Here is a 26887-nt window from a genome sequence, read left to right as displayed (position 1 = left end):
AGGTTCAGCGCGCGGGGCTGACTGCTTGCAGCAGCCTGCCCTCGGCGTATGTCAGCGACGCCGCGGGCAGGGCCGCCTCCTGTCCGCTGAGCAACACCGTGAGAGTGCCCCCCGCGGGCGCCCCCGGAGCCGGATGTGCGCCGATGCGGCGCAGCGCCTGGGCGGCCACCGCGCCGGCCGAGCCGTGCAGGACGAGCGGGGCGCCCCCGGGTTGCCGCACGGCCGCGCGAATGCGCTCAGCGACCAGCTCGTAATGGGTGCAGCCCAGGACAACGGCCCTTACATCGTCCGGGGTGAGCGCCGCGGCGGCGGCGATCGCCCGGTCGACGGCGGCCTCGTCGGCCTGCTCCACCGCGTCGGCGAGTCCCGGGCACGGCACTTCGGTGACGGTCACTCCGGCGGCGAACTCCCGGATGAGACCACGCTGGTAGGGGCTGCCCGTGGTGGCGGGCGTGGCCCAGATCGCGACCGGTCCGCCGCCCGCCGCGGCGGGCTTGATCGCCGGAACCGTGCCGATGACCGGCAGGTCCGGTTCGAGGCGGGCGCGCAGGGCGGGCAGGGCGTGCACGGAGGCGGTGTTGCACGCGACGATCAGCGCGTCGGGCCGGTGGGCCGCCGCCGCCTCGGCGACGGCGAGGGCGCGCTCGGTCACGTACTCGGGAGAATGCGGCCCCCAGGGCATGCTCTCAGGGGCGGAGGACAGAACGACATCGGCGTCGGGCCGCAGACGACGTACCGCGGCAGCTGCCGCGAGCAGCCCGATTCCGGAGTCCATGAGCGCGATCTTCACCCGGTCACCATAGACGATCCACCCCAACGGGCCCCCTTGGGTGGGGCAGACTGCGGCCCGTGAACGCCCTTGTGTGGACCGCCGCCGGATCGCTCGCCGCATGGCTGTGGCTGCTGCTGGGACAGGGCTTCTTCTGGCGTACGGATCTGCGGTTGCCGCCGCGCCGGGAGCCGGAGGACTGGCCGTCCGTCTGCGTCGTCGTACCGGCGCGGGACGAAGCCGCCGTACTGCCGCGCAGCCTGCCGTCGCTCCTCGCGCAGGACTATCCGGGGCGGGCCGAGGTGTTCCTGGTCGACGACGGGAGTTCGGACGGCACCGGGGAACTGGCCCGCGAGCTTGCCGAGCGGCACGGCGGACTGCCGCTGACCGTCGGCTCGCCCGGGGAGCCGCCCGTAGGCTGGACGGGCAAGCTCTGGGCCGTACGGCACGGAATCGGCCTGGCACGCGCGCGTGCACCCGAGTATCTGCTGCTGACGGACGCGGACATCGCCCACGCCCCGGACAGCCTGCGGGAGTTGGTGTCCGCGGCCCGCACCGGAGGCTTCGATCTCGTCTCGCAGATGGCGCGACTGCGGGTCGAGAGCGTCTGGGAGCGGCTGGTGGTACCCGCCTTCGTGTACTTCTTCGCGCAGCTGTATCCGTTCCGCCGGATCGCCGTGAAGGCGTCGCGGACAGCCGCCGCCGCGGGCGGCTGCGTCCTGTTGCGCGCGGATGCCGCCGAGCAGGCCCGGATTCCGGACGCCATCCGGCACGCCGTCATCGACGACGTGGCGCTCGCGAAGGCGGTCAAGGGCTCCGGGGGCCACATCTGGCTGGGGCTCGCGGAAAAGGTCGACAGCGTGCGCCCCTATCCGCGACTGCACGACCTGTGGCGGATGGTCTCGCGCAGCGCGTACGCCCAACTGCGGCACAACCCGCTGCTGCTGGTCGGCACGGTCGTCGGCCTGGCCGTGGTGTACCTGGTGCCCCCTGTGGCGCTCTTCGTGGGTCTCGCCGCGGGGAGCGCCGGGGCGGCGACGGCGGGCGGGCTCGCGTGGCTGCTGATGACAGCGACGTATCTGCCGATGCTCCGCTACTACCGACAGCCGCTCCTGCTCGCCTTGTTGTTGCCGGTCACCGCGTTTTTGTACCTCCTCATGACGGTGGATTCCGCGGTGCAGCACTACAGGGGGCGCGGCGCCGCATGGAAGGGGCGCACCTACACCCGTCCCGATACGGCGCCCGAGCAGCGGTGAGAGGCCGCTTTCAGGGTCACTTCCTGCCTGGGGTCCAGTTCATGCCCCACCCGTAGGCGTAGTCGACGGTGCGCTGCGGGCTCACGCCGCGCTCGGGAACCAGGAAGCGGGCCTCGCGCTGGACGACGAGATCGCTGCCGGTGTTGGTGATGAGAGCCAGCGCGCACACCGTCGAGGGCACGGTGCACTCGCCGAGCGAGAAGTCGATGGGCGCACCGTGCAGCGGCTGGAGGGTCACCGTGGCGTCCAGGTCGGCGAAGGATCGCGCCCCTTCGTAGATGGTGACGAAGATGAGGATGCGGCGGAAGTACTGCTGGTGGTCGAGGTTGATGCTCATGTTCTCGCCACTCGCCGAGGCCCCGGTGCGGTCGTCGCCGTCGAGATGGATGAACGGGGGCTGGTGCAGCGCTCCGAAGGCGTTGCCCAGCGCCTGGACGACGCCCTTGCTGCCGTCGGAGAGCTCGTACAGGGCGCACAGGTCGAGGTCGAGGTCCGCGTGCATGGCGACGGCCTGGCCCAGCTTGCTGCGCCACCCCGAGAACTGCTTGCGCACCTGCCAGTTGAGGTTCACGCGCATGGCACCGGAGGTGCCGCCCTGCTTGGTGAGCGAGACCGACGGGGCTTCCTTGGTGAGCGTGACCTTGGTCAGGCGTACCGGGGCGGCGGGCTGGGCGGGCGGCGCGGCCGACGGCGTCACCGGGGGCGCGGCCGTGACCGGCGGGGCGACGGGCGCGGGTGGCGGTGGCGTCGAGAGCACGGGCGATGGCGTCGTGGACGCGGGCGGCGCCGCCTGCTGCGGTTCGTCCACCGTGATCCCGAAGTCCGTGGCCAGCCCCTCCAGCCCGCTGCTGTAGCCCTGCCCGACGGCACGGAACTTCCAGGCGCCCTGACGGCGGTAGAACTCCCCGAGCACGAAGGCCGTCTCCACGGTCGCGCCCTCGCTGTCGAAGCGCGCGACCTCCGTACCCTGCTGTGCGTCGAGGACCCGGACGTACAGGCCGGGCACCTGCCCGAACGCGCCACCGTCCGTGGAGGCGACGAGCACCACCGTCTCGATCGCGGGCTCCACGCGCGCGAGATCGACGACCAGTGTGTCGGTCACCTGACCGCCGGCGTCCTTCTTGCCCTCGCGTCGCACCGCGCCGGACGCGTGCGTCGGCTGGTTGAAGAAAACGAAGTCGTCGTCCGACCGGACCTTCCCGGAGACCAGCAACAGCGCCGAGGCATCCGCGTCGGGGACACCGGGGCCGGAACCCCACCCCAATTCGACGCGAAGTCCGGCCGTCGGCACCGGAACATTCGAACCTTTAGGCATTGACATGTCCGCCCCCATCGGGTGTCTCCGCGCCGGATCGCGCTTCAGTTCAGTACAAGAAGCCGTTCTTCGCCAACCTATTCCAGCGAACACCGAACGCCCATGACCCGGTTCGCGGGAAGGTCACCCGACTCGCCAGTAACCCTTCCGGAACTCGGCCTTTACCAGATCTCAACTTCAACCGCTGCCCCTTTTCTACAAGTTCGCTCACATTAGGGATGGCCCGTCACTGCCGACACGAAAAACAACCCTCTTATCGGTCTCCCCAACCAGCACATCGTGGGCTTAACTTATGTGCCATGACCTCCCCCCGCTCCACCTATGGCGGCGGTTACTACTCCGCCTCCTTCCCGGACACTCCGATCTACGACTCGCTCGTCGCAGAGCGGGGTACCCCGCAGATCGCGCCGATCCGGGTCCCCTCGGCGTACGACACGGGCAACCACCTGCCCGCGCTTCCGGCAGCGCTGCCCGCCCTGCCGGCCGGCCCTTCTGCGCAGATGCCGTCGTACGGCTACCCGCAGGCCCAGCAGCCCCAGCCGCTGCAGCAGGCTGCCGCGCCGTACATCCCGCAGCAGCAGGCAGCCGGGCCGCGCGGCTACCCGGGCGCCCAGGGCCAGCAGCCTCAGCGTCCGGTACAGCCGCAGCGTCCCGTGGCGGGCGGTACGGGCTACGAGGCGATGCGCCCCGCAACTCCCCGCCCGGCTCCGGCGCCGTATCAGGATCCGTACAACGGGCAGCAGCAGCAATACCGCGGCGGATACTGAGGCCTCGCTCCGATCTGCCGGCCCCCTCGGAGGAGGTTGTCAGTGCCGGCTGGCAGGATGACCTCATGTCGATGTCGGTGCTGCACTCGGTCCACGTCTATCCGCTCAAGGCGGCCAGGGGCCTTGCCGCACGCGAGGCCGTCGTGGAGCCATGGGGCCTGGCGGGCGACCGGCGTTGGGTGCTGATCGACGAGACGAGCAAGGTCATCACCCAACGTGCGCATCCGCGCATGGCGTTGGCCGCCGCCGAGCCACAGCCCGGCGGCGGTGTTCTGCTGTCCGGACCCGGCCGTGAATCGCTGGCCGTTCCCGTGCCCGAGCCGATCGGCACGACGACGGTCGAGATGGTGCGCGACAAGGTGGAGGGGGTTCCCGCCGACGCCGCGGCGCACGCATGGTTCAGCGAGTATCTCGGGCTCGACGTGCGTCTCGTGCATCTCGACGACCCGGCCACCCGTCGGCCCCTCGATCCGGAGTACGCGCGTCCGGGCGAGACCGTCAGCTTCGCCGACGCCTATCCCCTGCTGCTCACCACTCTCGCGTCCCTCGACGCCCTCAACGCCCTGATAGCGCGGGGCGAGCGGCCCGACGAGGGCCCGCTCCCCATGAACCGCTTCCGGCCGAACGTGGTCGTCGACGGCGCCGACGCCTGGGCCGAGGACGGCTGGTCGCGGATCGCCGTCGGCGAGGCCACCTTCCGGATCGCCAAGCCGTGCGGGCGCTGCGTCGTGACCACCACCGACCAGGACACCGCCGAGCGCGGCGGGGAACCGCTGCGCACGCTCGGCCGCCACCGCCGCCTCGACGGCAAGCTGGTCTTCGGGCAGAACCTCGTGCCGGAGTCCCTCGGCACCGTGCGCGTGGGAGATCCGGTCAGAATCCTCGAATAGACCCTCGCGTGGGGAACCACGGCGCCGGGCACGCCCGTTGAGGCCTTGTGAGAAGTTCATGAAAGGGTCGGCGCGAGGGGTGATTTCACTCTCTCTTCCCCGGCCTCGTGCGTGGACGGCTCCGCCGGGGGTTATCACGGATGCGGAAGGGGGTGCGGGACATTGCGGGCCATCAGGGGACTCTGGCGCTGGCGGCGCAATCCGCTGCGCCGTACGACCGATCTCGTCGAGGCCTGGGTGGCCATGGCTGCTCTGCTGCTCGTCCTGGTCGCCGCGCCCGTGGTCGGTGCGTGGGTCGGCTCGGCCGCCCAGGACGCCCTGCGGGAGTCCGTACGGCAGCAGCGCCTGGACCGTCACCTGGTGGAGGCGACCGTCGTGAAGAAGGCGGACAGCAGCCCGCTGGACCCCGACCCCGAGACGTCCTCGGCGCGCGACTCCCACAACCGTGTGCTCGCCAACTGGAAGGGCCCGGACGGCACCGAGCAACAGGGCACGGTCATGGCCGCCCTCGAGTCCCCACAGGCCGGCGACCGGTTCACGCTGTGGACCGACGAGCAGGGCCGAATAGTGGGCCGCCCCCTGGACACCGCCACTGCGACGACGCACGCCGTGCTCGCCGGATTCGGCGCGGCAGCAGCCTGCGCCGGACTCGTCGAGGGCTCCCGGAGGCTGGTCCTGTGGCGCATGGTGCGCCGCCGGTACGCCCGTTGGGACCTGGCGTGGTCGCAGGCCGGACCGGACTGGGGAAGGACCGGCACGGGCAGCTGACAGCCTCCCGCTCCGGTCAACTCCCCCTGCCCGCGCACGCTACGGTGGACCGGCCGAACTGTTCGGCATCGTCGTGAGAGGCTGTTTCCGAACCCCCGTGAGCTGACCGGTCGGGGGCGAGGGGGAGCGACGAGGAGCCTCTCAGGACCCGCGTACGACGAGGTGGGGGCACAACAGCGCCATGGCACAGGGCACGGTCCAGGTGACGCACACCGGCACGTCTCGGTGGCGACGCCGCACGGGTGAGTACGCATCGCTCGCCGCCGCCCTGGAGGCCGCGGGCGACGGTGATGTGCTCACCGTCGCGCCCGGTACGTACCGGGAGAACCTCGTCGTCCAGCGGACGGTGACTCTGCGTGGCCCGGAGGGCTCCCCCGGTTCCGTGCGCATCGCGCCCGTCGACGGTGTGCCGCTCACGGTGCGTGCGTCCGCCGTGGTCCAGGACCTGCTCGTGGAGGGCCAGGACGCGGCGGCGCCCGCGCTGCTCGTCGAGGAGGGAGCGCCGGAGCTCACGGACATCCGGATCGTCACGCGTTCCGCGGCCGGGATCGAGGTGCGCGGCGGTGCGCGTCCGACCGTGCGGCGCTGCACGGTCGACAATCCTGCGGGCGTCGGCATCGCCGTACTGGACAGCGGGGGCGGGGTGTTCGAGGACTGCGAGGTCGTGGCGGCCGGCCAGTCGGGCATCGCCGTACGCGGCGCCGCCCACCCGCGCCTGGAGCGCTGCCGGGTGCACCACGCCTCGGGGGCGGGTCTGTCGGTGACCGGTGAGCATTCCGCGCTGGAGGCCGTCGGCTGCGAGGTGTACGAGGTCAGGGGCAGCGGCGTCCAGGTCACCGCGCGGGCGACGGCGCATCTCACCGACTGCGTGGTGCACCGGACCACGGCGGACGGTGTCACGCTCGACACGGACGCCGTTCTGACGCTCGCCGACTGCCGGATCCACGACATCCCGGAGAACGCGGTCGATCTTCGCTCCCGCTCGGTCCTCACGATGACCCGTTCCACGGTGCGGCAGTTCGGGCGCAACGGCCTTTCGGTGTGGGACCCCGGCACCCGCGTGGACGCCAACCAGTGCGAGATCCATGACAGTACGGGCGACTACCCCGCGGTCTGGGTCAGCGACGGCGCGACCGTCGTACTCGACTCGTGCCGGGTGCACGACGTGCCGGACGCCCTCTTCGTGCTCGACCGCGGCTCACGCGCCGATGTCGTCGACAGCGATCTGTGGCAGGTGCGCAACACCGCGGTGTCGGTGAGCGACGGCGCCACCGCACAGCTCGACGACTGCCGGATCCGGGACGCCGCGACGGGCGCCTGGTTCCGGGACCACGGCAGCGGAGGCACGCTCTCGGGCTGCACCATCGACGGTGCGCAGACGGGTGTGATCGTGACCAAGGGCGCCGACCCCACCGTCGAGCGCTGCACGGTCGACTCTCCCGCGGAGGCCGGTTTCTACGTCTCGGCCGGCGGCCGCGGCAGCTTCCACGGCTGCCGGGTCACGGGCAGCGGGGGCTACGGCTTCCATGTGATCGACGGCTGCCGTACGACGCTCAGGAAATGCCGTACGGAGCGCTGCGCGCGCGGGGGTTACGAGTTCGCGGACGCGGGCGGCGACCAGGCCTCCGGCAGCGGGCCCGTCGTCGAGGACTGCACGAGCGACGAGAGCGCCGGGGTGCGGCCTCCGGCAGCTCAGACGGCCGTGGAGACGACGAGCCACTCCCCCGGTCTGCTGGGCGCCATCCCGGGCCAGCGCACGACCGAGCAGGAGCCGCTCGTCACCGCGCAGCAACCCGGGCAGCCGGAGCAGCCCGCACGCACATCGAAGGCCGTGCTCGGCGAACTCGACGCGCTGGTGGGCCTCGACAGCGTCAAGCGCGAGGTGCGGGCCCTCACCGACATGATCGAGGTGGGCCGCCGCCGCCAGCAGGCGGGCCTCAAGGCGGCCTCCGTGCGGCGCCATCTGGTCTTCACGGGCTCCCCCGGCACCGGCAAGACGACCGTCGCCCGGTTGTACGGCGAGATCCTGGCCTCGCTGGGCGTCCTGGAGAAGGGCCATCTCGTCGAGGTGTCCCGGGTCGATCTGGTCGGCGAGCACATCGGCTCCACGGCCATCCGTACGCAGGAGGCCTTCGACAAGGCGCGCGGAGGCGTGCTGTTCATCGACGAGGCGTACGCACTGTCGCCGGAGGACTCGGGACGTGACTTCGGGCGCGAGGCCATCGACACGCTCGTGAAGCTGATGGAGGACCACCGGGAGGCGGTGGTGGTGATCGTCGCGGGATACACGGCCGAGATGGAACGCTTCCTTCGCGTCAACCCCGGGGTCGCGTCCCGCTTCTCACGGACCATCACTTTCAGCGATTACGTCCCCGAGGAGCTGCTGCGGATCGTGGAGCAGCAGGCCGAGGAGCACGAGTACCGGTTGGCGCCGGGCGCGGGCGAGGCGCTGCTGAAGTACTTCACGGCCATCCCGAAGGGGCCCGCGTTCGGCAACGGCCGCACCGCGCGGCAGACGTTCGAGGCGATGGTGGAGCGGCACGCGGGGCGGGTCGCCCAGTTCGCCGAGCCGAGCACGGACGACCTCACCCTGCTTTACGCCGAGGACCTGCCCGAGTTGCCCTGAGGCTCGACGTCCGCGCCCGGATCGGGCTCAGGCTCACCGTCCGCACCAGGACCGGGCGGAGGCTCGCCCTCCGGGCGCGGTCCCGGCACATCCGGCCTGAGCCGGGTGAGCAGCCGCTGCCGCTCCTCGGCGAACGCAGGGTCCGCCTGGTAGTCGGAGTGTCCGAGGATCGGCGCGGGCAGCGGGTGTTCAGCGGTCCGGCCGTATGCGAGGGGGTCCTTGAGCGGCTCGCGGTCGACCTTCGGGCCGCAGTCGCCGGGCAGCAGGACGGGGCCGCCGATGGGGTCGGTGGCCCGGTGGAGGTTGCGCCAGCAGTCGATCTCGCGGTGCAGCCCGCTGAGCGCGGACTGGCCGAAGTGGGCCGGGAACCAGCGCCCGTAGAGCCGCTCCAGGGGTGAGCCGTAGGTCAGCAGCGCGACTCGCTTGCGGACCGACGGAGTGAGCTGCCAGGCCGCCGCGGCGGCGAGGACGCTGCCCTGGGAGTGCCCGGAGATGACGAGCCGTCCGCCTGTGGTGCGCGTCCAGGTGGCCATGCGCCAGGTCAGGTCGGGTACGGCGCGCTCGGCGTAGCAGGGGGGTGCGAAGGGATGTGCCGCGCGCGGCCAGAACGTACCGACGTCCCACAGGATGCCGATGGTGCGCCGGGCGGAGGGGTCCTTGTAGGCGCGGCGGCCCCAGGTGACGAACAGTATGAAGCCGACGCCGATCAGCCAGGAGCCGAGCGCCTGCGCGGTCTCGGCCGCGCCCTCCACGAAGGCGTACGTCCCTTGCGCGGCCTCGCCCGGCACCTCGTCGGCCGTCATGGCGCCCACCAGGGCCACGACGCCCAGCAGGAGCGTCACCATGGAGGTGAGGCCGATGATGCGGGGGGCCCGGTCGGTGAGCGAGGCCATCGCGCGTGTGCGCGCGATGCGCCGGGTACGCTCGGTGTCCTTGGGTTCCGAGGGGTAGTCCTGTTCCACCTCGCTCATCGCGGCGCGGCGCAGTTGCACCGTGCGCCGGGCCAGCCAGGCGAAGAGCACCAGGAGGACGACGAGGAGGGGCGGGATGACGGACGCCTGCCAGGTCAGGAACACCGGCGGGCCCTTGATCGAACCTCCGGTGCCGTCCAGCCAGTCGGCGACGCGCTGGGCCACGCCCCCGGAGAACACGCCGCCGAGCGCGCAGGCCAGCATGGCGACGGCCGGCCCGGCCAGTCCGCGCATCGCGGTGCGGGTGTCGGGGTGGGAGCGGTAGAGGAGGTGGGCGACCACGCCGATCGCGATCACGAGCAGGCCCTGGACGAGGACGATGCCGCCGAAGGTCGCGTCGCCCGGCAGCCGCGCGGCCGATCGCCACTGAGGACGCGACCAGCCCGCGTACACGGCGGTGAGGGCGAGCAGGACCAGCGAACCGACGGGCAGCCAGCGCACCAGGGCCCCGTCGAGCTGCCGGTCGAGACGGCGCTCGCTGCGGCCCCTGCGGCACACGACCCACACCACAACGACCGCACCCACCACGAGAGTTGTGTTCAGGACCCAGCCCAGGGCCTCCAGGACGACCGGCCCGCCGCCCCCGCGGTCGTGGCGGGCGGCGGAGGTGCCGACGCCGGCGGTGACCGTCAGCAGGCCCGCGGCGGTGTGGGCGGCGCGTAGCCGGGCCACCAGGCGGCGCCCGTACCAGAAGCCGGGGCGGCCCAGACCCAGGCGGCCGGTGTCTTCGTCCAGGTCGGCCCCGTCGGTCATCGGCTGCTGGGACTCGTACGCGCTCCAGGTGCGGTGGGAGAGATACCACAACAGGCCGGTGAGGGCGGCCGGCACCAGGGCGGCGAGGGCGAGGCGGCGGCCGGGCTGGCTCCACCAGCCGTCGCCGGACTCGACGGGTGCCAGGAAGCCCAGCCACGTGTGGTCGGCTGCGCACGCGCGCGTGCCCGCGCACTGCCAGGCGGCCAGGTCGAGGGCCACCTCGCAGGCGGCGGCGACCAGCAGCACCGTGAGGGTGAGGCTCACCAGTCGGACGAGCAGGCCGTAGAGGCGTACCGTCCGCGTCCGGTTGTCGCTCACCGTGGGCCGCATCCAGTGGGCGAGATTGACCACCATGAACGGAAGGAGCAGCAGCCACAGAGCGCGGGACCCGTTTCCGGAGGTGAGGTTGCACCAGACGTACGCCTCGGGCACCGGTTTGCCGCGGTAGTCGTCGGGCCGTTTCTCCGCGTCGGCGTCGTCGATACGGCGGAAGACGGCGGCCGTCTCGTCGCCGGTGATCCGCACGGTGCGCGGATCGTTCAGCATCTCCTCGGGCGTGGTGCCGCCCACGCCGTGGACCAGGAGTTCAAGTGCGGTGTCGGCCGTTTCGGGCCGCCGCTCAGCGCTGGTCGCCGGTCCCGTCGAGGCACGCTCCTGTGAACGCTCCACTGTCTTCGCTTCCCCCGTGACGCCTTGTGGGCGTGATGCCTGTGGGCATGTGTCATGTGCAGGTACAAGAATCCCGGCTCCGGGGTCGGTGCGCACCCCTGGTCACCGAATCTCCCCGATCCGTGTGACAGCGACGGCCCTGCGTTGCCCGCGTGACGTGTGCGTGTGGACACAGGCAGTGGCGCAAGAGGTGGTCACCCGTGCGAGTATGGGACGCCCTTGGGGCCTCAGGCGGGGAGAATGTCCTCGTCGGAGGGGGTCGGACGGGGCGGAGGGGGTTCGAGGCAGTGTCGGGCAGGACAAGGCGAAGGGACCGGAGCGGACGTGAGTGAGAATCAGAACCTCCTCGCGGAGCAGCGCCGCGCTCTGATCCTCGACGAGGTCCGGCGGCGCGGCGGCGTCCGCGTCAACGAACTCACCAGGAAGCTCGGCGTCTCCGACATGACGGTCCGCCGCGATCTGGACGCGCTGTCCCGGCAGGGCGTGGTGGAAAAGGTGCACGGCGGCGCGGTCCCGGTGGTCGAGGCGAGCACCCACGAGCCGGGCTTCGAGGCCAAGTCGGGACTGGAGCTGACCGCCAAGGAGGACATCGCGCGGGCCGCGGCGAGCCTGGTCGCGCCGGGCACGGCGATCGCCCTGTCGGGCGGCACGACGACGTACGCGCTCGCCCATCAGCTCCTCGATGTGCCGGACCTGACTGTCGTGACCAACTCGGTGCGCGTGGCCGATGTCTTCCATGCGGCGCAGCGCACCTCCGGACAGCGACAGGGTGCGGCCACGGTCGTACTGACGGGTGGTGTGCGTACGCCCTCGGACTCGCTCGTGGGGCCGGTCGCCGACCAGGCGATCGGGGCGCTGCACTTCGATGTGCTGTTCCTCGGTGTGCACGGCATCTCGGTCGAGGCGGGCCTGTCGACGCCGAACCTGGCGGAGGCCGAGACGAACCGGCGGCTCGTGCAGTCCGCGCGACGCGTCGTCGTGGTCGCGGACCACACCAAGTGGGGCACGGTGGGGCTGAGTTCGTTCGCCGCGCTGGAGCAGGTCGACACGCTGGTCACGGACGCCGGGCTGCCCGCCGAGGCGCGCGCTGAGGTCTCCGAGCATCTGCGGCGCCTGGTGGTGGCGGGCGAGCCCGAGGAGGGTACAGACATCTGACGGGCCGCCAGTTATCGTGCCCGTGCGCCCTTGTTCCACCATTCACCTCGGGTTCGACGCTGTCCGGATTCCGTTCCCACGAAGGGGTTTTCGTACGTGGCTCACCAACTGCGCCCGGTGGGGCTCGACTTCGTCCAGGCCGCTCCTGTGCGTCTGGTGTTCGCAAGAGCGGTGAGCGCGCCTCCGGAGGCGGTCTTCCGCGCGCTGGCCGAGGACGTGGCGGGCTGGCCGGAGTGGTTCTCGGCGGTGACGCTGGCCCGGCCGACCGAGGGCGGCGCCGGGCGGCAGATCCGGCTCAAGGGCGGTACGCGCTTCCAGGAGACGGTGCTCGCGGCCGAGCCCGCCGAGGTGTACACGTACCGCGTCGACGAGACCAACGCCCCCGGGGTCCGTGCCCTCGTCGAGGAATGGCGGCTGACCCCGCACGGCACGGGTACGCGGGTGCAGTGGACCTTTGCCGCCGACGGAGCCGCGGCGTTCCGCTTCACGGTGAAGCTGGGGCGACCGGGGTTGGGGCGCGCGTTCCGGGACGCGGTGGTGAAGCTGGACCGGCGGCTCGCCTCAGCACGGGCATGAGGTGCACGCGCGCGTGCACCTCAATAACGCCTAGTCCGGCCACACCCCCGTAGCCAGCAGTGACTCGATCGCCTTCGCGTACGGCGCGATGTCCAGCCCTTGCCCGGCCAGCCACTCGTCCGAGTAGTACTTGTCCAGGTAGCGGTCCCCGGGGTCACACAGCAGCGTGACGACGCTTCCCGTGCGGCCCGTGGCCGCCATCTCGGCGACGATCTTCATGGCGCTCCACAGCCCGGTGCCGGTCGAGCCGCCCGCCTTGCGGCCGATGGACGCCTCCAGTGCGCGTACGGCGGCCACGCTCGCCGCGTCCGGCACCTTCATCATCCGGTCGACGGCGCCCGGTACGAAGCTCGGCTCCATGCGTGGCCGACCGATGCCCTCGATGCGTGAACCGCAGTCGGTGGTGACGTCCGCGTTGCCCGTCGTCCAGCCCTCGAAGAAGCAGGAGTTCTCCGGGTCGGCCACGCAGATACGGGTGTCGTACTGCATGTAGTGCACATAGCGCGCGAGGGTCGCCGACGTACCGCCGGTGCCGGCCGTGGCGACGATCCACGCGGGCTCGGGGTAGCGCTCCAACTTCAGCTGACGGAAGATCGATTCGGCGATGTTGTTGTTGCCGCGCCAGTCCGTGGCCCGTTCCGCGTAGGTGAACTGGTCCATGTAGTGGCCGCCGGTCTCGGCCGCCAGGGCGGCGGACTCCTCGTACATCTTGCGTGGGTCGTCCACGAAGTGGCACTGCCCGCCGTGGAATTCGATCAGTCGGCACTTCTCGGCGCTGGTCGTGCGGGGCATGACCGCGATGAAGGGGACCCCGATCAGCTTCGCGAAGTACGCCTCGGAGACGGCCGTGGAGCCGCTGGACGCCTCGATGACGGGTCGGCCACGCCGGATCCAGCCGTTGCACAGGCCGTACAGGAACAGCGAGCGGGCCAGGCGGTGCTTGAGGCTGCCCGTGATGTGGGTGGACTCGTCCTTGAGATACAGGTCGACGCCCCACTTCTCGGGCAGCGGGAAGCGCAGCAGGTGGGTGTCGGCGGAGCGGTTGGCGTCGGCCTGGACCTTGCGTACGGCTTCCTTGAGCCAGCGCCGGTACTCCGTGTCGCTGTGGTCGACGTCGAGTGTGGCCATCGGCTCGTGGGTGCGGGCCTGCTGTGGGGTTATCACGGCCGGGCTCCTTAAGGGGTGGGCCGACGCCGGTTCGGCGGGTCGGACGCCTCGATCATAGACAGCTTCCGCACGCTTCTCACCTGCATAAACGTACCTTTGAGCACCTCAAAGGAATCACTGGTACACAGTGGTGGGGGGCGCATCCGCCCGAGTGCGCCGGGCCGTGCGCCTGACGCCCGCGTGCGCACTGGTGCTCGGCGCGGGGGACGTGCAGACTGCACCGCAGGGGACGGCGAACCCGACGCATGAGTACGAGACGGCGATCCCGAGCGCGACGCACACTGGATCAGGACCGGAGCACAGCCATAGCGCACAAGGGGGCGGGGCATCATGGCGGAGCCGGAGTTCGCGGCCACGGGCGTGCGAATCGGGAAGAGGCTGCGTTCGCTCACCCGGGCCGGACAGGTCCGGATCAGCGACGGGAGGCTGGAGTTGCTCACCAGTTACGGCAGCGAGATCGACAGCGCCCCGGTGCAGGCGGTCCGCGCGTCGAAGCCGTGGTTCGCCCATGACGACCGCGCACTGGCGGACGTCAACGGCACCCGCTACACGCTCACCCTGGGTGAACACGACCCCGCTCCGGGGGAGCCCGGACCGCCCGCCGCCCGCCGGTTCATCGAAGCGGTGCGCAGGGCGGCGGGGCGCGGGCACTGAGAGTGCCACGAGTTGCAGGACCCCATCCCCTGAGTCACGCTGATCCCACGTCACTCTGGGTTCACCGGCGATTACGCTACGAATCAGCGCACGCCGGTCATGAACAGCAGGCGGCCGTTGCACGCGGGCACCCTGCTGGATCCGTACTCGTCTTCTTCCGGACCTCAATTCGGGGAGTCGCAGCCGTGATCAGTCAGCCAAGCAGGCACTGCACGGTGGAGCTCCAAGCCCTGCCGTCGCGGATAGGCCAGGTCCGCAGGATCGTCTCGGCGCAATTGCGCTACTGGCATCTCGACCCCTTGATAGACCGGGCCGCGCTCGGTGTGACCGAGCTGTTGACCAACGTTCACCGACATGCCGAGCCCGACAAGCTGTGCACCGTGGAGATCGAGCTGCTGCTCGACCGGCTCACGGTCTCGGTGCATGACCACGATCCCCGGCTTCCCGAGGTACGGGACGCCGACGTCACCGCCACCTGCGGTCGCGGCCTCGCGATGGTCGCCGCGTTGAGCGAGAGCTGGGGGGTTCGGCCGGACGGCGAGTCGGGCAAGGTCGTGTGGTTCACGCTCGCGGCGCCCTGCCCCGCGGTGGAACTGCCCGCCCGTCCGTCGTACCGGGCAGCCGCGGAGACTGCGTCTGCCGTGTCCCGCAGCTTCGCGGAGGTGGAGCATGTGGCGGGCAGGGTCAGGTCCGGACACGCTCCCGCCCGGTCGGCCGTTGCCGGCTGACCGGGCGGTGACCAGGACGTCGCTCCTCATTCGGTCGCGATGGCCCGCAGCACGTCCAGGCGTGCGGCCCGCCGGGCCGGGCGCAGGCCCGCGAGGGCTCCGGCCGCGACGCCCACGAGCGCCACCAGCGCGAGCTGGGCCGGCGGCAGGGAGAAGGCGAAAGCACTGTCACTGGCGCCGTCGGACGCCTTGACGAGCACCCAGCCGAGGAAGCCGCCGAGGACGAGTCCGCCCACCGTGCCGAACGCGGCGACCAGGACCGACTCCCAGCGGACCATGGCGCGCAGCTGCGCCCGGGTCTGCCCGACCGCCCTCAACAGGCCCAGTTCGCGGGTGCGTTCATGGATCGCGAGCGTCAGCGTGTTGGCGATGCCGAGCAGCGCGATCAGCACCGCGAGCGCGAGCAGTGCGTAGACCAGGGTGAGCATCATGTCGATGCCGCCGGCGGAGGACTGTGCGTACTCGTCGCGCGTCTGCACCTCGGGATTGCCGTACGCCGCCGCGACCTTCTCGACCGCCGCCTTGCCGTCGGCCGCGCTCACGCCGTCCTTGAAGGAGACGGCAACGAGGGTGTCGGAGTCCTGGGTGCGGTGCGGGGCCCAGGCCTCGCGGGTGATGACGTACTCGCCCGCGAGTTCCGACTGACCGTAGAGCACGCGGACCGTGAAGGTCTCCTTCTTGCCGTCGGTGAAGGTGAGTTGGGTCTTGTCGCCGGTCTTGAGGCCCTGCTTGTCGGCCTCGTTCTCGGTGATGGCGATACCGTCCGAGCCGAGGTCCCGCATCGAGCCCTGGACCGTGCCGAGGTCGAAGGTCCGCTCCAGCGCGGCCGGGTCGGTGACCGTCAACGCGCGCCCCTTGCCGTCGACTTCGGCGACACCCCGCCCGAGACCGACCGCCGTGTCCACCTCGGGCCGCTCCGCGATGGCGCCGGCGAGCCGCGGGCTCAGTCCGCTGCCGCCCGCGCCGAACGACGGGGTACTGACGGCGACGTCGCCCGCGAAGGACCGCGACACGGTCTGGTCCATGGTGGCCTTCAGCGAGGCGCCGAACACCGTGAACAGCGAGACGACGGCGACACCGATCATCAGCGCGCTCGCGGTGGCGGCGGTCCGCTTCGGGCTGCGCAGGGCGTTGCGGCGGGCGAGTCCGCCGGTGACACCGCGCAGCCGGTCGAGTGGGCTGCCGAGGGCGCGTACGGCTGTGGTGGAGGCGACCGGGCCGAGGACCACGAAGGCGGCGAGCGCCAGGAGGGCGCCGGAGCCCGCGAGCCACAGGGACGGGCTCACGAACACCCCGGTCAGCGTGACCGCGATGGCCAGCGCGCCGAGTCCGCCGCCCACGGCGGCGCGGGTGCGGGACGCGCCGGACTGGTCGACGGCCGTCTCCCGCAGCGCGGCGAGCGGTGTGGTGCGTCCGGCGCGGACGGCGGGCAGCAGCGCGGATCCGAGGCAGACCACGACGCCGACCACCAGCGGCAGCAGCATCGACAGGCCGCTGATCACCAAGTCGCCGTCGGGGAAAGGGAATCCGATCGCCGGGAACAGCGCCTGCAGCCCGGCCGCGATACCGATACCGCCCGCCAGGCCGGCCGCGGACGCCACCACGGCGACGGCGCTCGCCTCGACGAGCGTGGAGACGGTGACCTGGCGACGCGAGGCGCCAAGCGCACGCAACAGGGCGTTCTCCCGGGTGCGTTGGGCCACGACGATCGCGAAGGTGTTGTGGATGGAGAAGGTCGCGACCAGCAGCGCCACGCCCGAGAACACCAGCAGGAAGGTGGTGAACAGGCTGAGGAACTGGCCGGAGATCATGTCCGTGTTCTCCGCGGCCGACTCCTGGCCGGTGATCGCCTCGATTCCCTTGGGCAGTACCGGAGTCAGGGCGTCCACCAGCTCCTGCTGGCTGGTGCCGGGACCGGCCCGCACCTGGATGGCCGCGGCTTCACCGGGCTTCGCGGTCAGGTACTTCTCGGCGTCGGCCTGCGTCATACCGGTGAACGTCACCTGCGCCATGCCGTCCTCGCCGCCGAAGGTCGCGAGACCGACGATCGTCACCTTGACCGGGTCGGGCGTACGCAGGGTCGTGGTGTCGCCGATCTTCAGGTCGCCCCGCTCGGCGGTGCCGCGGTTGACGACAACCTCGCCGGACTTCGACGGGGCGCGCCCTTCGGCGAGTTGGTACGGGTTGAGCTTCGGGTCGTCGATCCAGTTGCCCGCGAGCGTGGGCGGGCCCGCGCCGCCGATGGGGTCGCCGTCGGCGCCGATGAGCTGGCCCGCGCCCTCGATGTTGGGCACGGCGGCGGCGACGCCGGGCGTGTCCTCGATCCTCTTCACCAGGCCGGTGTCGACGGGCCGCCGTACACCCTGGCTCTCGCCCGGCGTGGTGATGGTGTCGGCGCTGCGGACGACGGCGTCGGTGCCGCTCGTCGCGTTGCCGAACATCGTGTCGAAGCTGGCGCGCAGGGTGTCGCCCATGACGAGGGTGCCGGCCAGGAAGGCGACTCCGAGAAGCACCGCAAGGAACGTACCGGCGAAGCGCCGCTTGTGGGCGCGCAGGGACGACACGCTGATGCGCAGGGACGCGTTCATGACGGCACCTCGAAGGCTTTCATGCGGTCCAGGACCTTGTCGGCGGTCGGGGAGGTCATCCGGTCGACCAGGCGCCCGTCCGCGAGGAACACGACCTCGTCGGCGTGGGCGGCGGCCACGGGGTCGTGGGTGACCATGACGACCGTGCGGGCCGTCTGACGCACCGTGCGGCCGAGGAGGCCGAGGACTTCCTCGCCGGAGCGGGAGTCCAGGTTGCCGGTCGGCTCGTCGGCGAAGACGACGTCCGGCCGGCCGGCGAACGCCCGTGCCACGGCGACGCGTTGCTGCTGGCCACCGGACAGCTCGGAGGGCCGGTGATGCAGCCGGCCGCGCAGGCCGACGACGTCGATCAGCGCGTCGATCCATTCCTTGTCGCCGGTGTCGCCCGCCAGGTCCAGCGGCAGCGTGATGTTCTCCACGACGGTCAGGGTCGGCACCAGGTTGTACGCCTGGAACACGAAACCGACGCGATCGCGGCGCATCAGAGTCAGGCGGCGGTCGTCGAGGGTGCCCAGCTCGGTGTCGCCGATGTGGGCGGTGCCCGAGGTGAGCGTGTCGAGTCCGGCCGCACAGTGCATCAGGGTGGACTTGCCGGAGCCCGAGGGCCCCATGATCGCGGTGAAGCGGCCGGCCGGAAAGTCGACGCTCACCCCGTCCAGGGCCCGCACGCTGGTGTCGCCGCTGCCGTACACCTTCACGGCGTCGACGACGCGGGCGGCGGTGCGCGTGGTGGTGGTCGTCGTCGCGGTCATGTCGCACCGCCCTTGCCGGTCCGGCCGAACTGCTCGTCCAGGACGGACAGCCGGCGCCAGTACTCGTCCTCGTCGATCTCGCCGGAGGCGAAGCGGTGGCCGAGCACGGTGATGGGCGAGTTCTCCTCGGCGGCCGGTCGCCAGGGGCCGCGGCGTCCGCGCCACACCGTGCGGCGCAGCAGCGCGATGCCGCCGCCGATGACCAGTGCCCAGATCACCGGGAAGAACAGGATCCACGGGCCGGGCCCGCCGTCGCCGAAGTGCGCGAGAGTTTGCATGATCGGTCAACTCCTCGGTAGCGATGTCCTTGCGTGTCGCTTCCGAGAGTCGTCCCGCAGGGGTCCCGGGTCGTCGTACGGCCAGCGGCAGTGCGCGTACCTCCGAGGGAGTACGCGGGCTGCTCACCGTTGCTCCTCACGGGGATCGACTTCTGTAACTACTAGTATGTACAGTGCTTGTATGAGCACGCCGGAGCGTCTGATCGAGTCCACCCGTGAGCTGCTGTGGGAGCGCGGTTACGTGGGCACCAGCCCCAAGGCCATCCTTGAGCGCGCGGGCGCCGGGCAGGGCAGCATGTACCACCATTTCAAGGGGAAGCCGGACCTCGCCCTGACCGCGATCCGGCGGACCGCCGAGGAGATGCGGGCTACCGCCGCGGGAGTACTCGACGGTCCGGGAACGCCGTACGAGCGCATCGAGGCGTATCTGCGGCGCGAGCGCGATGTGCTGCGCGGCTGCCCCATAGGGCGGCTGACGATGGACCCCGACGTGATCGCCGGCGACGAGCTGCGCGCACCGGTCGACGAGACGCTCGACTGGCTGCGGGAACGGCTCGCCGGGATCGTCGAAGAGGGCCAGGAACAGGGCGAGTTCGCGCCCTCGCTGGACGGCGAGGAGATCGCGGCAGCCGTCGTCGCGACCGTCCAGGGCGGTTACGTCCTGGCTCGCGCGTCCGGTTCACCCGCGGCCTTCGACGCGGGTGTACGAGGGCTGCTGTCCCTGCTCGCGACCGCCGCCCCGAAAGACCGTCCCGCCCGTCCCGCCTGAGGAGGCACTCGTTGCACGCCACGCAGTACGCGCTCACCCTCCCCGCCGACTACGACATGGCCGTCATCCGCGACCGAGTCGCACGCAAGGGGCACCTGCTCGACGACTGGGAAGGCCTCGGCTTCAAGACGTACCTCATGCGCGAGCGCGGCGTGCACGGATCACCGGTGAACCAGTACGCCCCGTTCTATCTGTGGAACACCGTGGCCAGCATGAACTCCTTCCTCTGGGGAGGTCCCTTCCAGGGCATCGTCGACGACTTCGGGAGGCCGTCGGTCCGGCAGTGGACCGGACTGGCGTACGAGGAGGGCGGCGCCGCCGACTCCCCCGCACGGGTCGCGGTATTGCGGCGCCAACAGGTGCCGAACGGCGCCCAGTTGACAGAGGCCGGGGCTGAGGCAGCACGGGAGGCCGAGCGGCTGGCAGGTGAGGACGGCGCGGTGCTCGCGGCGGCCGTCGTCGACCCCAGCCGCTGGGAGCTCCTCCACTTCTCCCTCTGGGAGCACGACACCCCCGAGGCGGACGGCGACGCGTACGAGGTGCTGCATATGTCCGCCCCGCAGCGGGACCAGTTGCCGCGAACCCTGTAAGACACCCCCTGGTCGAGAAGGAGAGCCACCGACATGCCCTTCGTCCGCATCGACGCCCTGGGAGCCGACCCCGATCGGCTCGACGCCCTGGGCCGTGCCGTGCACGACGCCCTGGTGGAGGCCATCGGGATCCCGCCCGACGACCGGTTCCAGGTCCTGGTCGGCCATGACGGCAGCCACAGCATGTTGCGCTACGACGACGGTTACCTCGGGATCCACCGGGACGACGGCCTCGTGTACGTCACGATCACCCTGCGCTCCGGGCGGACCCCGGCGCAGAAGCAGGCGCTGTACCGGCGGATCGCCGAACTCGCCCGGGACTACGCGGGGACCGAGCCGCGGAACGTGTTCGTCAACCTGATCGAGAACGAGCCGATCGACTGGTCCTTCGGCGAGGGCGTGGCACAGTACTCCGCCTCCGCTGCTCCGGCCGGACCCTCGTCCTCGGGCTAGACCACGGCGATGTCCACGGACGGCCGGAGTTTCGCCGCCGCGGCCAGCGCCTCGTGTACCGGGTTTGTGGTGAAGGCGTTCAACAGGGCCTGGTCCGCGGGGTTTTCGGAGGCTGGGAAGGCGATCTGCTCGTACGCCGCCTGGAAGCGTGGGCCCCAGCGGCGGGCGCCCAGGCGGGCTGTGCGGGAGCAGTTGTCGACCATGTAGGCCACGTCGCGGGCGTGCATGTACGGCAGCAGTGAGTCGACGGCCTCGATGACCGCCTCGTTGACGATCTCCGACCAGGGGTGACCGCGTTCGGCGAACTCGTCGATCTGGGCTGTCATGGTGGCGATGAAGACGCCCGCCGTGAACGGGTCGACAGGCAGCGCGCGTTGGGCTCGCCGGGCGCGTACCTCGTCGCCCGCCGCCCACATGGGCGAGCCGCCGATCTCGGTCATCGGGCGGGTGCCGAGGCGCTGTTCGGCGAGGATCACGCTGCGCAATTCGGTGCCGTCGGTGACCTCGTCGTAGATCTCGGCGACGAGGTCGCGGGCGGGCCCGTACGTCGCGGTGTACGCCCGGTCGAAGATGTCCCGCCCCGCCGGGTCGAGGTTCTCGCGCACCCCCCGCAGGCCAGCGCGTGAGATGGTGCGGGCGATCGGGCCGGTGACGTTCTCGCAGGATCGTTCGTACGCGGTCACCGGGTCGTCGCCGGCGAGGCGGAAGCGTGCGTACAGGCTCTCGACGATGCCGTGGACGGCGCCGAGCAGGATGGCGCGCTCGCCGACGATGTCGGAGCGGTACTCGCTGTCCAGTGTGGTGTGGAAGGTGTACGGGGAGCCGAGCGCGACCGACCAGCCGAGCGCACGGTCGACGGCGTGGCCCTCGGGGTCGGCGTGCACGGCGAAACTGCTGTTGATTCCGGCGCCGTTGATCTCCGCGCCCTGGAGGTACAGCCGTCGCACCGAGTCGCCCATGCCCTTGGGGCAGACGGCGATCACCCCGTGCCCGGCGGGGAACTCACCGCCGGTTTCCCGGAGATGGCCGAGCAGGAAGCCGTGCGACAGGCCGATCGTGGCGCCGGGCTTCAGCGCCGCGAAGAGTTCCCGGTGGTGGGCGGCGAGCGCTGCGTCCGCGATCAGCAGGATCACCAGGTCGCTCTCGGCGGTGACGGTGAGCCAGTCGCCGAGCGTGCCGTCCGCCTCGGTGAACCCGTGCGCGCGGGCGTCGGCGGCCGAGGCGGAACCGGGGCGTAGTCCGACGGCGACGCGGATGTCCGTACCGGCCAGAGAGTCCCTCAAGTTGCTTGCCTGGGCGCGGCCTTGAGGGCCCCAGCCGATGACGCCGATGCGGTGGACGCCCGCGAAGGCCCGCGGTAGCAGGGGGAAGAGATGGCGGCCGCCGCGCAGGATCGTCTCGGTGCCGCCGGGGACGGTCATGGTTTCGAGGGGGAAGACGGTGGACGCGTACGTCGAGGTCACAGTCGAGGTCATGGTCGAGTTGTAGGCTCCGGCTGTATGTTGCGGCAAGCGCAACTTGTGCAGCGGGGTGTTGCGTGAAATGAAAGACACAGGTGATGGCATGGTCAATGACCACCGCGAGCTGCGGCTGTTCCTTCATCTGGCGCAGACGCTCAACTTCGGCCGGACGAGTCTGGACTGTCATGTCAGCCCCGCGACGCTCACCCGGACCGTGCAGCGCCTCGAGGCGGGACTCGGCCACCAGCTCTTCGACCGTGGCCCGCGCGGGGTGTCGCTGACGGCGGAGGGGCACCGCTTCCGCGCGTACGCGATCGAGGCGCTGGGGTTGTGGCGCACGTACCGCGAGGAGCACCCGGATCCGGCCGAACTCACCGGCAGGCTCGCCGTGTTCGCGACCGTGACGGCATGTCAGGCTCTGCTGCCCGACCTCCTCGCACCCTTTCGCGCCGCACATCCGCAGGTACGTCTCGACCTGCGCACCGGCGACGCGGCTGCCGCGCTCGCCCGGCTCGACGAGGGCGAGGTCGACGCGGCGGTCGCAGGCATTCCGGCGCGGCTGCCGGGGCCGCTGGTCAGTCGGACGGTGGCGGTGACCGAGCTGGTCTTTGTGACGGCCCGCGACCGTGCGGACGCCGGGCTCGACGGGCCGTTCGTGCTGCCGCACCGCGGCCTGGTGCGCGAGGCGGCCGACCGATGGTTTCGCGGGCGGGGCGTCACGCCCGACGTGGCGGCCGAACCCGACGGCCACGAAGGGCTGTTGACGCTGGTCGCGCTCGGCTGCGGCACCGGTGTCGTACCCCGTCTCGTGCTCGACAACAGCGCGGTGCGTGACCGGCTGACCGTGCTGCCCGCCACTCCCCCACCGGAGCCGTTCCCGATCGGCCTGTGCGTACGACGCACCGATCTGCGGCGGCCGTTGATGTCGGCGCTGTGGAGCCTTACCGGGCCGTGAGCGCGGCGAGCGGGTCGTCGAGCACCGGCTGCCAGGCCAACTCGGCCGCTCCCACCAGGCTGTTGTGGTCGAGCGTGCAGGCGAGGATCGGTACGCCGCCGCTCTGCCCCCACAGGCTGCGGTCGGCGACGACGGCGCGCAGGCGCTCCGGGTCGGCGTCGAGGAGGGTGCGGTGGAGTCCGCCGAGGATGATGCGGTCCGGGTTGAGGATGTTGACCAGTCCCGCAAGTCCCAGGCCCAGCCGGTCGATCAGTGCCTCGGCGGCCGTGCGGACGGCCGGGTCGGCGTACTGGTCGCGGATCAGGTCGTTCGCCTCCTGGAGGAGCGAGACCTCGGGGCCGGGGTCGCGGCCCGCCGCGGTGAGGAAGGCGAGCGGGTCCGCCTCGACGTCCAGGCAGCCTCGGCTGCCACAGTGGCAGGGCCGGCCCTCGGGGTTGACCGTGAGGTGGCCGACTTCGAGTGCCAGGCCCGAACTGCCCGTGTGCAGACGGCCGTCGAGCACGAGCGCGCCGCCGACGCCGCGGTGTCCCGTGGCCACGCACAGCAGGTCGCGGGCGCCACGGCCCGCGCCGTGCCGGTGCTCGGCGAGCGCGGCGAGGTTGACGTCGTTGGCGGCGAACGCCGGGCCGGTGATCCCGGCCGCGTGGATCCGCTCCGCGAAGATCTCCCGTACGGGTGCGCCCGCGGGCCAGGCGAGATGGAGCGGGTTGAGGGCTGTGCCCTCGGGTTCGGCGACGGCGGAGGGCACGGCGAGTCCGGCGCCCACGCAGTGGCGTCCCGTCTGCTGGAGGAGGTGGGCGCCCGCGTCGACGACCGAGCCGAGCACCTTCGCCGGGTCGGCGTCGACGATCTCGCAGCCGGGCGCGGTCGCGACGATACGGCCGCCGAGCCCGACCAGCGCCGCACGGAAACCGTCGGCGTGCACCTGGGCGGCGAGGGCGACGGGGCCATCCTCGGCGAGCCGGAGCCGGTGAGAGGGCCGGCCCTGCGAGCCGGCGGCGGCGCCGGGGCGGGCGTCGACCCGGATCAGCCCGAGCGCTTCCAGCTCCGCGGCCACCGCACCGGCCGTCGCCCGCGTGACCCCCAGTTCGGCGGTGAGCACGGCCCGCGTCGGTGCGCGTCCCGTGTGCACGAGCTCCAACGCGGGCCCGAGCGCGCCGCGTCCGCGGTCCAGCCGGGTCCGCGTGCTTCCTTCTCCCGCTGCTCGGGGGGTCGGCTTGCCGTTCATGAGGGGGAGTCTCCCATGATCCGGTCTGATGGGGGACGGGCTAGAAGCCGCTGGCCCGCAGCGTGACGTTGAGCCTGCCCGTCAGGCCGAGTTCCTCGGGTGCGGTGCCCGGGTGCACGCGCGGTACGCCGTGGTACGCGAGCCGGGCGGGGCCGCCGAAGACGAAGAGGTCGCCGCTGCGCAGTTCCACGTCCGTGTAAGGGCGTGTACGCGACTGAGTGTTGCCGAAGCGGAAGACGCATGTGTCGCCGAGGCTCAGGGACACCACCGGGGCGTCGGACTTCTCGTCGCTGTCGCGGTGCATGCCCATGCGGGCGTCGGCGTCGTAGAAGTTGATCAGGGCGATGTCGTACGGGGCTGTCGGCTCGCCCTCGAAGGCGTCGTCGCCCCCGAAGGCATCGGCCACCGCGCGACGGCCGAGCTCGTCCAGCCATTCCGGGAACGGCTTCACGGGCGCGCCGTCGCCGTCGACGACCGTGCGCGCGTATCCGTACGGATACCAGTGCCAGCCGAGGCAGACCTGCTGCGATGTCATCGTGCCGCCGCCGGGTGTGTGGACCGTGCGCAGGCCGGCGGGCGGGCGCGACCAGTCGCGGCAGGCTTCGAGCAGTTCGCGCTGGCGCCCGGCGTCCAGCCAGTCCGGCACGTGCACCGCGCCCGGCGCGACCTCCGTACGACTCCGGGGAAACAGCTCGGCGTTCATGGCTCCATCGTCGCGCACCGCTCGGAGACGTACGGGCGAAAAACGTCATGAGCTGCGGCTCGGTTAGCCTGGGCCCACGATGACCGAGCGTATGGCGACACCATGGGGCGAGCACGAGCTGGCCCGTTTCCCCGAGGACCCCCGTGAGCGGCTGCGCGCCTGGGACGCCTCCGACACGTATCTGCTGCAGCATCTCGCGGAACTCGCGGAGCGGGGACAGCCACTGGACGGAACCGTCGTCGTGGTGGGCGACCGCTGGGGCGCCCTCGTCACCGCCCTTCACACGCTGCGGCCGGTGCAGATCACGGACTCGTTCCTCGCCCGGGAGGCGACTCGCGCGAATCTGGCACGAGGCGGTGTCGACGCGGAATCGGTGCGCCTGCTCACCACCCAGGACCCGCCGCCCGACCGGATCGACGTGCTCCTGATCCGCGTACCCAAGAGCCTCGCGCTCCTCGAGGACCAGCTGCTGCGTCTGGCGCCAGGCGTGCACGAGGGGACGGTCGTCGTCGGTACCGGCATGGTCAAGGAGATCCACACCTCGACGCTGCGGCTGTTCGAGCGGATCCTCGGCCCGACCAGGACCTCCCTGGCCGAGAAGAAGGCCCGGCTGATCTTCTGCGAGCCGGACCCCGCACTCACCCGGCCGAAGAACCCCTGGCCGCACACCTACACGCTGCCCGACGGCGTCGGTCCGGTCTCCGGCCACACCGTCGTCAACCACGCGGGCGTCTTCTGCGCCGAGCGTCTCGACATCGGCACCCGGTTCTTCCTCCAGCATCTGCCGTACGGGCCCGGGGCCGGGCGCGTGGTGGACCTGGGCTGCGGCAATGGCGTGGTCGGTACGGCGATGGCGCTGGCCGACCCGGAGGCCGAGGTGCTGTTCGTGGACGAGTCGTACCCGGCGGTGGCCTCGGCGGAGGCGACGTACCGCGCCAACTCCGAGGGGGCCGTCGGCAAGGCGGAGTTCCGCGTCGGCGACGGGCTGACCGGCGTCCCGCCCGCGAGCATCGACCTCGTGCTCACCAACCCGCCCTTCCACTCGCACCAGGCGATGACCGACGCCACGGCCTGGCGGATGTTCACCGGAGCGCGCCGGGCGCTGCGGCCGGGCGGCGAGCTGTGGGTGGTCGGCAACCGGCACCTCGGCTACCACGTGAAGCTGCGCCGCCTCTTCGGCAACAGCCAAGTCGTCGCAAGCGATGCGAAGTTCGTGGTCCTGAAGGCCGTCAGGAAGTAGCACCGGACAGCGGGCCGGTCTCGCCGCGCAGGGCACGTGGCGAGGCTCCCAGTTCGCGTCGGCACGCCTTGTTGAAGGCCTGCAGGTCGGGGATGCCGACGGACGCGGCGACGGCCGGGATGGAGAGGGTCGAGGCGCGCAGCAGGTGGTGGGCGCGGTCCAGTCTGCGGCGTCGGACGTACGCGACGACCGTGTCGCCCGTCGTGGTGCGGAAGAGCCGGGTGAGGTGGTTGTGCGAGACGCCCGCGGCGCGGGCGACGGCGGGCACGGTGAGCGGGGCGGCCAGGTTCGCCTCGATGTACGCGATCGCGGCGGTGGCGGCCGGGTGCGGTCCGGGGCGCCCGGCGTCGGGAGTGAGGTGGGCGATGCGCCACAGGGCCGTCCAGATCTCGGCCCTGGTACGTTCGGGCGCGCCGGGCACGGAAGCGATCGCTTGGAGCAACAGGCCGGTGAGCGTGGGGAGTTCGGGTCCCGCGTCCTGCATGACAGGGATGGTGCGCGGCGGTCCGGCAGGGGCGATGCGCAGATGCGCGTAGAGGTGTTCGGAGCGGCCCTGGTAGCGGAAACGGACCGTCGTGCCGGGCGGTACGAGACTGACCCGGCCGGGGCGGACGGCGTGCGAGGTGCCGTCGACGATCAGCTCCGCGTCGTACTGGTACAGGTGCAGCTGCCACAGCTCGGGCAGCCGGAACACATCGGTACGGCTCGCGATGCCGTGCACGCCCACTCCGGCGTTCACCACGGCGGGCGGCTCCCCGAGGTGGATCTCTGTCTCCCGCATGGTGAAAATCTACCAGCGCCTAGGCG

At 71.5% G+C, this 26887-nt stretch carries 25 protein-coding genes; 14 read left to right on the top strand and 11 right to left on the bottom strand.

All coding sequences use genetic code 11. From position 1 onward, the window contains the following. Window positions 1–4: 4 nt before the first annotated feature. On the bottom strand, window positions 5–790 hold the full coding sequence (locus IEZ21_RS17620; protein WP_189322827.1) for a glutamate racemase: 786 nt from the start codon (window positions 788–790) through the stop codon (window positions 5–7). A gap of 59 nt (window positions 791–849) precedes the next feature. Here IEZ21_RS17620 and IEZ21_RS17615 point away from each other — a divergent pair, with 59 nt between their 5' ends. Beyond that, entirely contained in the window at window positions 850–2025 is a 1176-nt protein-coding gene (locus IEZ21_RS17615) for a glycosyltransferase (RefSeq protein ID WP_189322826.1), read from the top strand. Between the two features lie 16 nt (window positions 2026–2041). Here the strand turns inward: IEZ21_RS17615 and IEZ21_RS17610 are convergent, their stop codons facing one another. Next, window positions 2042–3340 (bottom strand): TerD family protein, encoded by a 1299-nt coding sequence (locus tag IEZ21_RS17610; protein WP_189322825.1) that lies wholly within the window; start codon window positions 3338–3340, stop codon window positions 2042–2044. Window positions 3341–3639: 299 nt separating this feature from the next. Here IEZ21_RS17610 and IEZ21_RS17605 point away from each other — a divergent pair, with 299 nt between their 5' ends. The 4 genes from IEZ21_RS17605 (at window position 3640) to IEZ21_RS17590 (ending at window position 8391) form a co-directional block, all read left to right on the top strand. Beyond that, entirely contained in the window at window positions 3640–4107 is a 468-nt protein-coding gene (locus tag IEZ21_RS17605; RefSeq protein WP_189322824.1) for a DUF6643 family protein, read from the top strand. A 65-nt stretch (window positions 4108–4172) separates the two neighbouring features. Beyond that, a complete protein-coding gene (locus IEZ21_RS17600; RefSeq protein ID WP_189322823.1) occupies window positions 4173–4997 on the top strand; it encodes an MOSC domain-containing protein in 825 nt (274 codons plus the stop codon). A 162-nt stretch (window positions 4998–5159) separates the two neighbouring features. Next, complete coding sequence (locus tag IEZ21_RS17595) at window positions 5160–5765, top strand: Rv1733c family protein (RefSeq protein ID WP_189322822.1); 606 nt, start codon at window positions 5160–5162, stop codon at window positions 5763–5765. A gap of 181 nt (window positions 5766–5946) precedes the next feature. Then, window positions 5947–8391 carry a right-handed parallel beta-helix repeat-containing protein gene (locus IEZ21_RS17590; protein WP_189322821.1) on the top strand — a complete coding sequence of 815 codons (2445 nt, stop codon included), beginning with the start codon at window positions 5947–5949 and terminating at the stop codon, window positions 8389–8391. On the opposite strand, the gene IEZ21_RS17585 is transcribed toward IEZ21_RS17590, so the two are convergent. Next, window positions 8361–10784 carry a hypothetical protein gene (locus IEZ21_RS17585; RefSeq protein WP_189322820.1) on the bottom strand — a complete coding sequence of 808 codons (2424 nt, stop codon included), beginning with the start codon at window positions 10782–10784 and terminating at the stop codon, window positions 8361–8363. The two genes, IEZ21_RS17590 and IEZ21_RS17585, sit on opposite strands and share 31 nt — an antisense overlap. A gap of 324 nt (window positions 10785–11108) precedes the next feature. Here IEZ21_RS17585 and IEZ21_RS17580 point away from each other — a divergent pair, with 324 nt between their 5' ends. Continuing rightward, a complete protein-coding gene (locus tag IEZ21_RS17580) occupies window positions 11109–11939 on the top strand; it encodes a DeoR/GlpR family DNA-binding transcription regulator (RefSeq protein ID WP_033318559.1) in 831 nt (276 codons plus the stop codon). Between the two features lie 96 nt (window positions 11940–12035). After that, window positions 12036–12515 (top strand): SRPBCC family protein, encoded by a 480-nt coding sequence (locus IEZ21_RS17575; protein WP_189322819.1) that lies wholly within the window; start codon window positions 12036–12038, stop codon window positions 12513–12515. 30 nt (window positions 12516–12545) lie between these two features. Here IEZ21_RS17575 and cds1 read toward each other — a convergent pair whose 3' ends face one another. Further along, window positions 12546–13643, bottom strand: coding sequence for an L-cysteine desulfhydrase Cds1 (gene cds1 / locus IEZ21_RS17570; RefSeq protein ID WP_189322918.1), 1098 nt, complete (start codon window positions 13641–13643; stop codon window positions 12546–12548). Between the two features lie 369 nt (window positions 13644–14012). Here cds1 and IEZ21_RS17565 point away from each other — a divergent pair, with 369 nt between their 5' ends. Together IEZ21_RS17565 and IEZ21_RS17560 are read left to right on the top strand one after the other, a co-directional pair. Beyond that, window positions 14013–14336, top strand: coding sequence for a hypothetical protein (locus tag IEZ21_RS17565; protein ID WP_189322818.1), 324 nt, complete (start codon window positions 14013–14015; stop codon window positions 14334–14336). 185 nt (window positions 14337–14521) lie between these two features. After that, window positions 14522–15064, top strand: a complete 543-nt coding sequence (locus IEZ21_RS17560) for an ATP-binding protein (RefSeq protein WP_189322817.1) — start codon at window positions 14522–14524, stop codon at window positions 15062–15064. A gap of 26 nt (window positions 15065–15090) precedes the next feature. On the opposite strand, the gene IEZ21_RS17555 is transcribed toward IEZ21_RS17560, so the two are convergent. Genes IEZ21_RS17555 through IEZ21_RS17545 form a run of 3 tightly spaced genes read right to left on the bottom strand, consistent with a single transcriptional unit; the run spans window position 15091 to window position 18682 of the window. Further along, window positions 15091–17652, bottom strand: coding sequence for an ABC transporter permease (locus IEZ21_RS17555; protein WP_189322816.1), 2562 nt, complete (start codon window positions 17650–17652; stop codon window positions 15091–15093). Then, on the bottom strand, window positions 17649–18404 hold the full coding sequence (locus tag IEZ21_RS17550) for an ABC transporter ATP-binding protein (protein ID WP_189322815.1): 756 nt from the start codon (window positions 18402–18404) through the stop codon (window positions 17649–17651). The genes IEZ21_RS17555 and IEZ21_RS17550 overlap by 4 nt, the downstream gene beginning before the upstream one ends. Further along, window positions 18401–18682, bottom strand: coding sequence for an SHOCT domain-containing protein (locus tag IEZ21_RS17545; RefSeq protein WP_189322814.1), 282 nt, complete (start codon window positions 18680–18682; stop codon window positions 18401–18403). Before IEZ21_RS17545 ends, IEZ21_RS17550 begins: the two co-directional genes overlap by 4 nt. A 181-nt stretch (window positions 18683–18863) precedes the next feature. On the opposite strand from IEZ21_RS17545, the gene IEZ21_RS17540 reads away from it, so the two are divergent. The 3 genes from IEZ21_RS17540 to IEZ21_RS17530 are packed head-to-tail and all read left to right on the top strand — an operon-like array spanning window position 18864 to window position 20494. Next, window positions 18864–19451 carry a TetR/AcrR family transcriptional regulator gene (locus IEZ21_RS17540; protein WP_189322813.1) on the top strand — a complete coding sequence of 196 codons (588 nt, stop codon included), beginning with the start codon at window positions 18864–18866 and terminating at the stop codon, window positions 19449–19451. 11 nt (window positions 19452–19462) lie between these two features. Further along, window positions 19463–20041 (top strand): DUF4865 family protein, encoded by a 579-nt coding sequence (locus IEZ21_RS17535; RefSeq protein ID WP_189322812.1) that lies wholly within the window; start codon window positions 19463–19465, stop codon window positions 20039–20041. 33 nt (window positions 20042–20074) lie between these two features. Beyond that, window positions 20075–20494, top strand: a complete 420-nt coding sequence (locus IEZ21_RS17530; protein ID WP_189322811.1) for a tautomerase family protein — start codon at window positions 20075–20077, stop codon at window positions 20492–20494. Here the strand turns inward: IEZ21_RS17530 and IEZ21_RS17525 are convergent. Beyond that, complete coding sequence (locus IEZ21_RS17525) at window positions 20491–21969, bottom strand: ketol-acid reductoisomerase (protein ID WP_189322810.1); 1479 nt, start codon at window positions 21967–21969, stop codon at window positions 20491–20493. The genes IEZ21_RS17530 and IEZ21_RS17525 overlap by 4 nt on opposite strands. A gap of 88 nt (window positions 21970–22057) precedes the next feature. Between IEZ21_RS17525 and ilvY the strand changes: the two genes are divergently transcribed. Next, a complete protein-coding gene (gene ilvY / locus IEZ21_RS17520; RefSeq protein ID WP_189322809.1) occupies window positions 22058–22909 on the top strand; it encodes an HTH-type transcriptional activator IlvY in 852 nt (283 codons plus the stop codon). Here the strand turns inward: ilvY and IEZ21_RS17515 are convergent. Beyond that, window positions 22896–24137, bottom strand: a complete 1242-nt coding sequence (locus tag IEZ21_RS17515; RefSeq protein WP_189322808.1) for an ROK family protein — start codon at window positions 24135–24137, stop codon at window positions 22896–22898. The two genes, ilvY and IEZ21_RS17515, sit on opposite strands and share 14 nt — an antisense overlap. A gap of 40 nt (window positions 24138–24177) precedes the next feature. Beyond that, window positions 24178–24840 carry an alpha-ketoglutarate-dependent dioxygenase AlkB gene (locus tag IEZ21_RS17510; RefSeq protein ID WP_189322807.1) on the bottom strand — a complete coding sequence of 221 codons (663 nt, stop codon included), beginning with the start codon at window positions 24838–24840 and terminating at the stop codon, window positions 24178–24180. Between the two features lie 79 nt (window positions 24841–24919). On the opposite strand from IEZ21_RS17510, the gene IEZ21_RS17505 reads away from it, so the two are divergent. Further along, window positions 24920–26080 carry a methyltransferase gene (locus IEZ21_RS17505; protein ID WP_189322806.1) on the top strand — a complete coding sequence of 387 codons (1161 nt, stop codon included), beginning with the start codon at window positions 24920–24922 and terminating at the stop codon, window positions 26078–26080. On the opposite strand, the gene IEZ21_RS17500 is transcribed toward IEZ21_RS17505, so the two are convergent. Then, window positions 26070–26861, bottom strand: a complete 792-nt coding sequence (locus tag IEZ21_RS17500) for an AraC family transcriptional regulator (protein WP_189322805.1) — start codon at window positions 26859–26861, stop codon at window positions 26070–26072. The genes IEZ21_RS17505 and IEZ21_RS17500 overlap by 11 nt on opposite strands. Window positions 26862–26887 lie beyond the last annotated feature (26 nt).

It is taken from the genome of Streptomyces flaveus (assembly GCF_014647675.1).
Lineage (GTDB): Bacteria > Actinomycetota > Actinomycetes > Streptomycetales > Streptomycetaceae > Streptomyces > Streptomyces flaveus.
This window is presented reverse-complemented; position numbering and strand designations above follow the sequence as displayed.

Bases quoted from the DNA above. Each gene is read 5' to 3' on its own strand.
- IEZ21_RS17610 (WP_189322825.1), bottom strand. From the start codon at position 3,340: ATGCCTAAAGGTTCGAATGTTCCGGTGCCGACGGCCGGACTTCGCGTC.
- IEZ21_RS17605 (WP_189322824.1), top strand. From the start codon at position 3,640: ATGACCTCCCCCCGCTCCACCTATGGCGGCGGTTACTACTCCGCCTCC.
- IEZ21_RS17600 (WP_189322823.1), top strand. From the start codon at position 4,173: ATGTCGATGTCGGTGCTGCACTCGGTCCACGTCTATCCGCTCAAGGCG.
- IEZ21_RS17590 (WP_189322821.1), top strand. From the start codon at position 5,947: ATGGCACAGGGCACGGTCCAGGTGACGCACACCGGCACGTCTCGGTGG.
- cds1 (WP_189322918.1), bottom strand. From the start codon at position 13,643: ATGGCCACACTCGACGTCGACCACAGCGACACGGAGTACCGGCGCTGG.
- IEZ21_RS17565 (WP_189322818.1), top strand. From the start codon at position 14,013: ATGGCGGAGCCGGAGTTCGCGGCCACGGGCGTGCGAATCGGGAAGAGG.
- IEZ21_RS17555 (WP_189322816.1), bottom strand. From the start codon at position 17,652: ATGAACGCGTCCCTGCGCATCAGCGTGTCGTCCCTGCGCGCCCACAAG.
- IEZ21_RS17550 (WP_189322815.1), bottom strand. From the start codon at position 18,404: ATGACCGCGACGACGACCACCACCACGCGCACCGCCGCCCGCGTCGTC.
- IEZ21_RS17545 (WP_189322814.1), bottom strand. From the start codon at position 18,682: ATGCAAACTCTCGCGCACTTCGGCGACGGCGGGCCCGGCCCGTGGATC.
- IEZ21_RS17540 (WP_189322813.1), top strand. From the start codon at position 18,864: ATGAGCACGCCGGAGCGTCTGATCGAGTCCACCCGTGAGCTGCTGTGG.
- IEZ21_RS17530 (WP_189322811.1), top strand. From the start codon at position 20,075: ATGCCCTTCGTCCGCATCGACGCCCTGGGAGCCGACCCCGATCGGCTC.
- IEZ21_RS17525 (WP_189322810.1), bottom strand. From the start codon at position 21,969: ATGACCTCGACTGTGACCTCGACGTACGCGTCCACCGTCTTCCCCCTC.
- ilvY (WP_189322809.1), top strand. From the start codon at position 22,058: ATGGTCAATGACCACCGCGAGCTGCGGCTGTTCCTTCATCTGGCGCAG.
- IEZ21_RS17515 (WP_189322808.1), bottom strand. From the start codon at position 24,137: ATGAACGGCAAGCCGACCCCCCGAGCAGCGGGAGAAGGAAGCACGCGG.
- IEZ21_RS17510 (WP_189322807.1), bottom strand. From the start codon at position 24,840: ATGAACGCCGAGCTGTTTCCCCGGAGTCGTACGGAGGTCGCGCCGGGC.
- IEZ21_RS17505 (WP_189322806.1), top strand. From the start codon at position 24,920: ATGACCGAGCGTATGGCGACACCATGGGGCGAGCACGAGCTGGCCCGT.
- IEZ21_RS17500 (WP_189322805.1), bottom strand. From the start codon at position 26,861: ATGCGGGAGACAGAGATCCACCTCGGGGAGCCGCCCGCCGTGGTGAAC.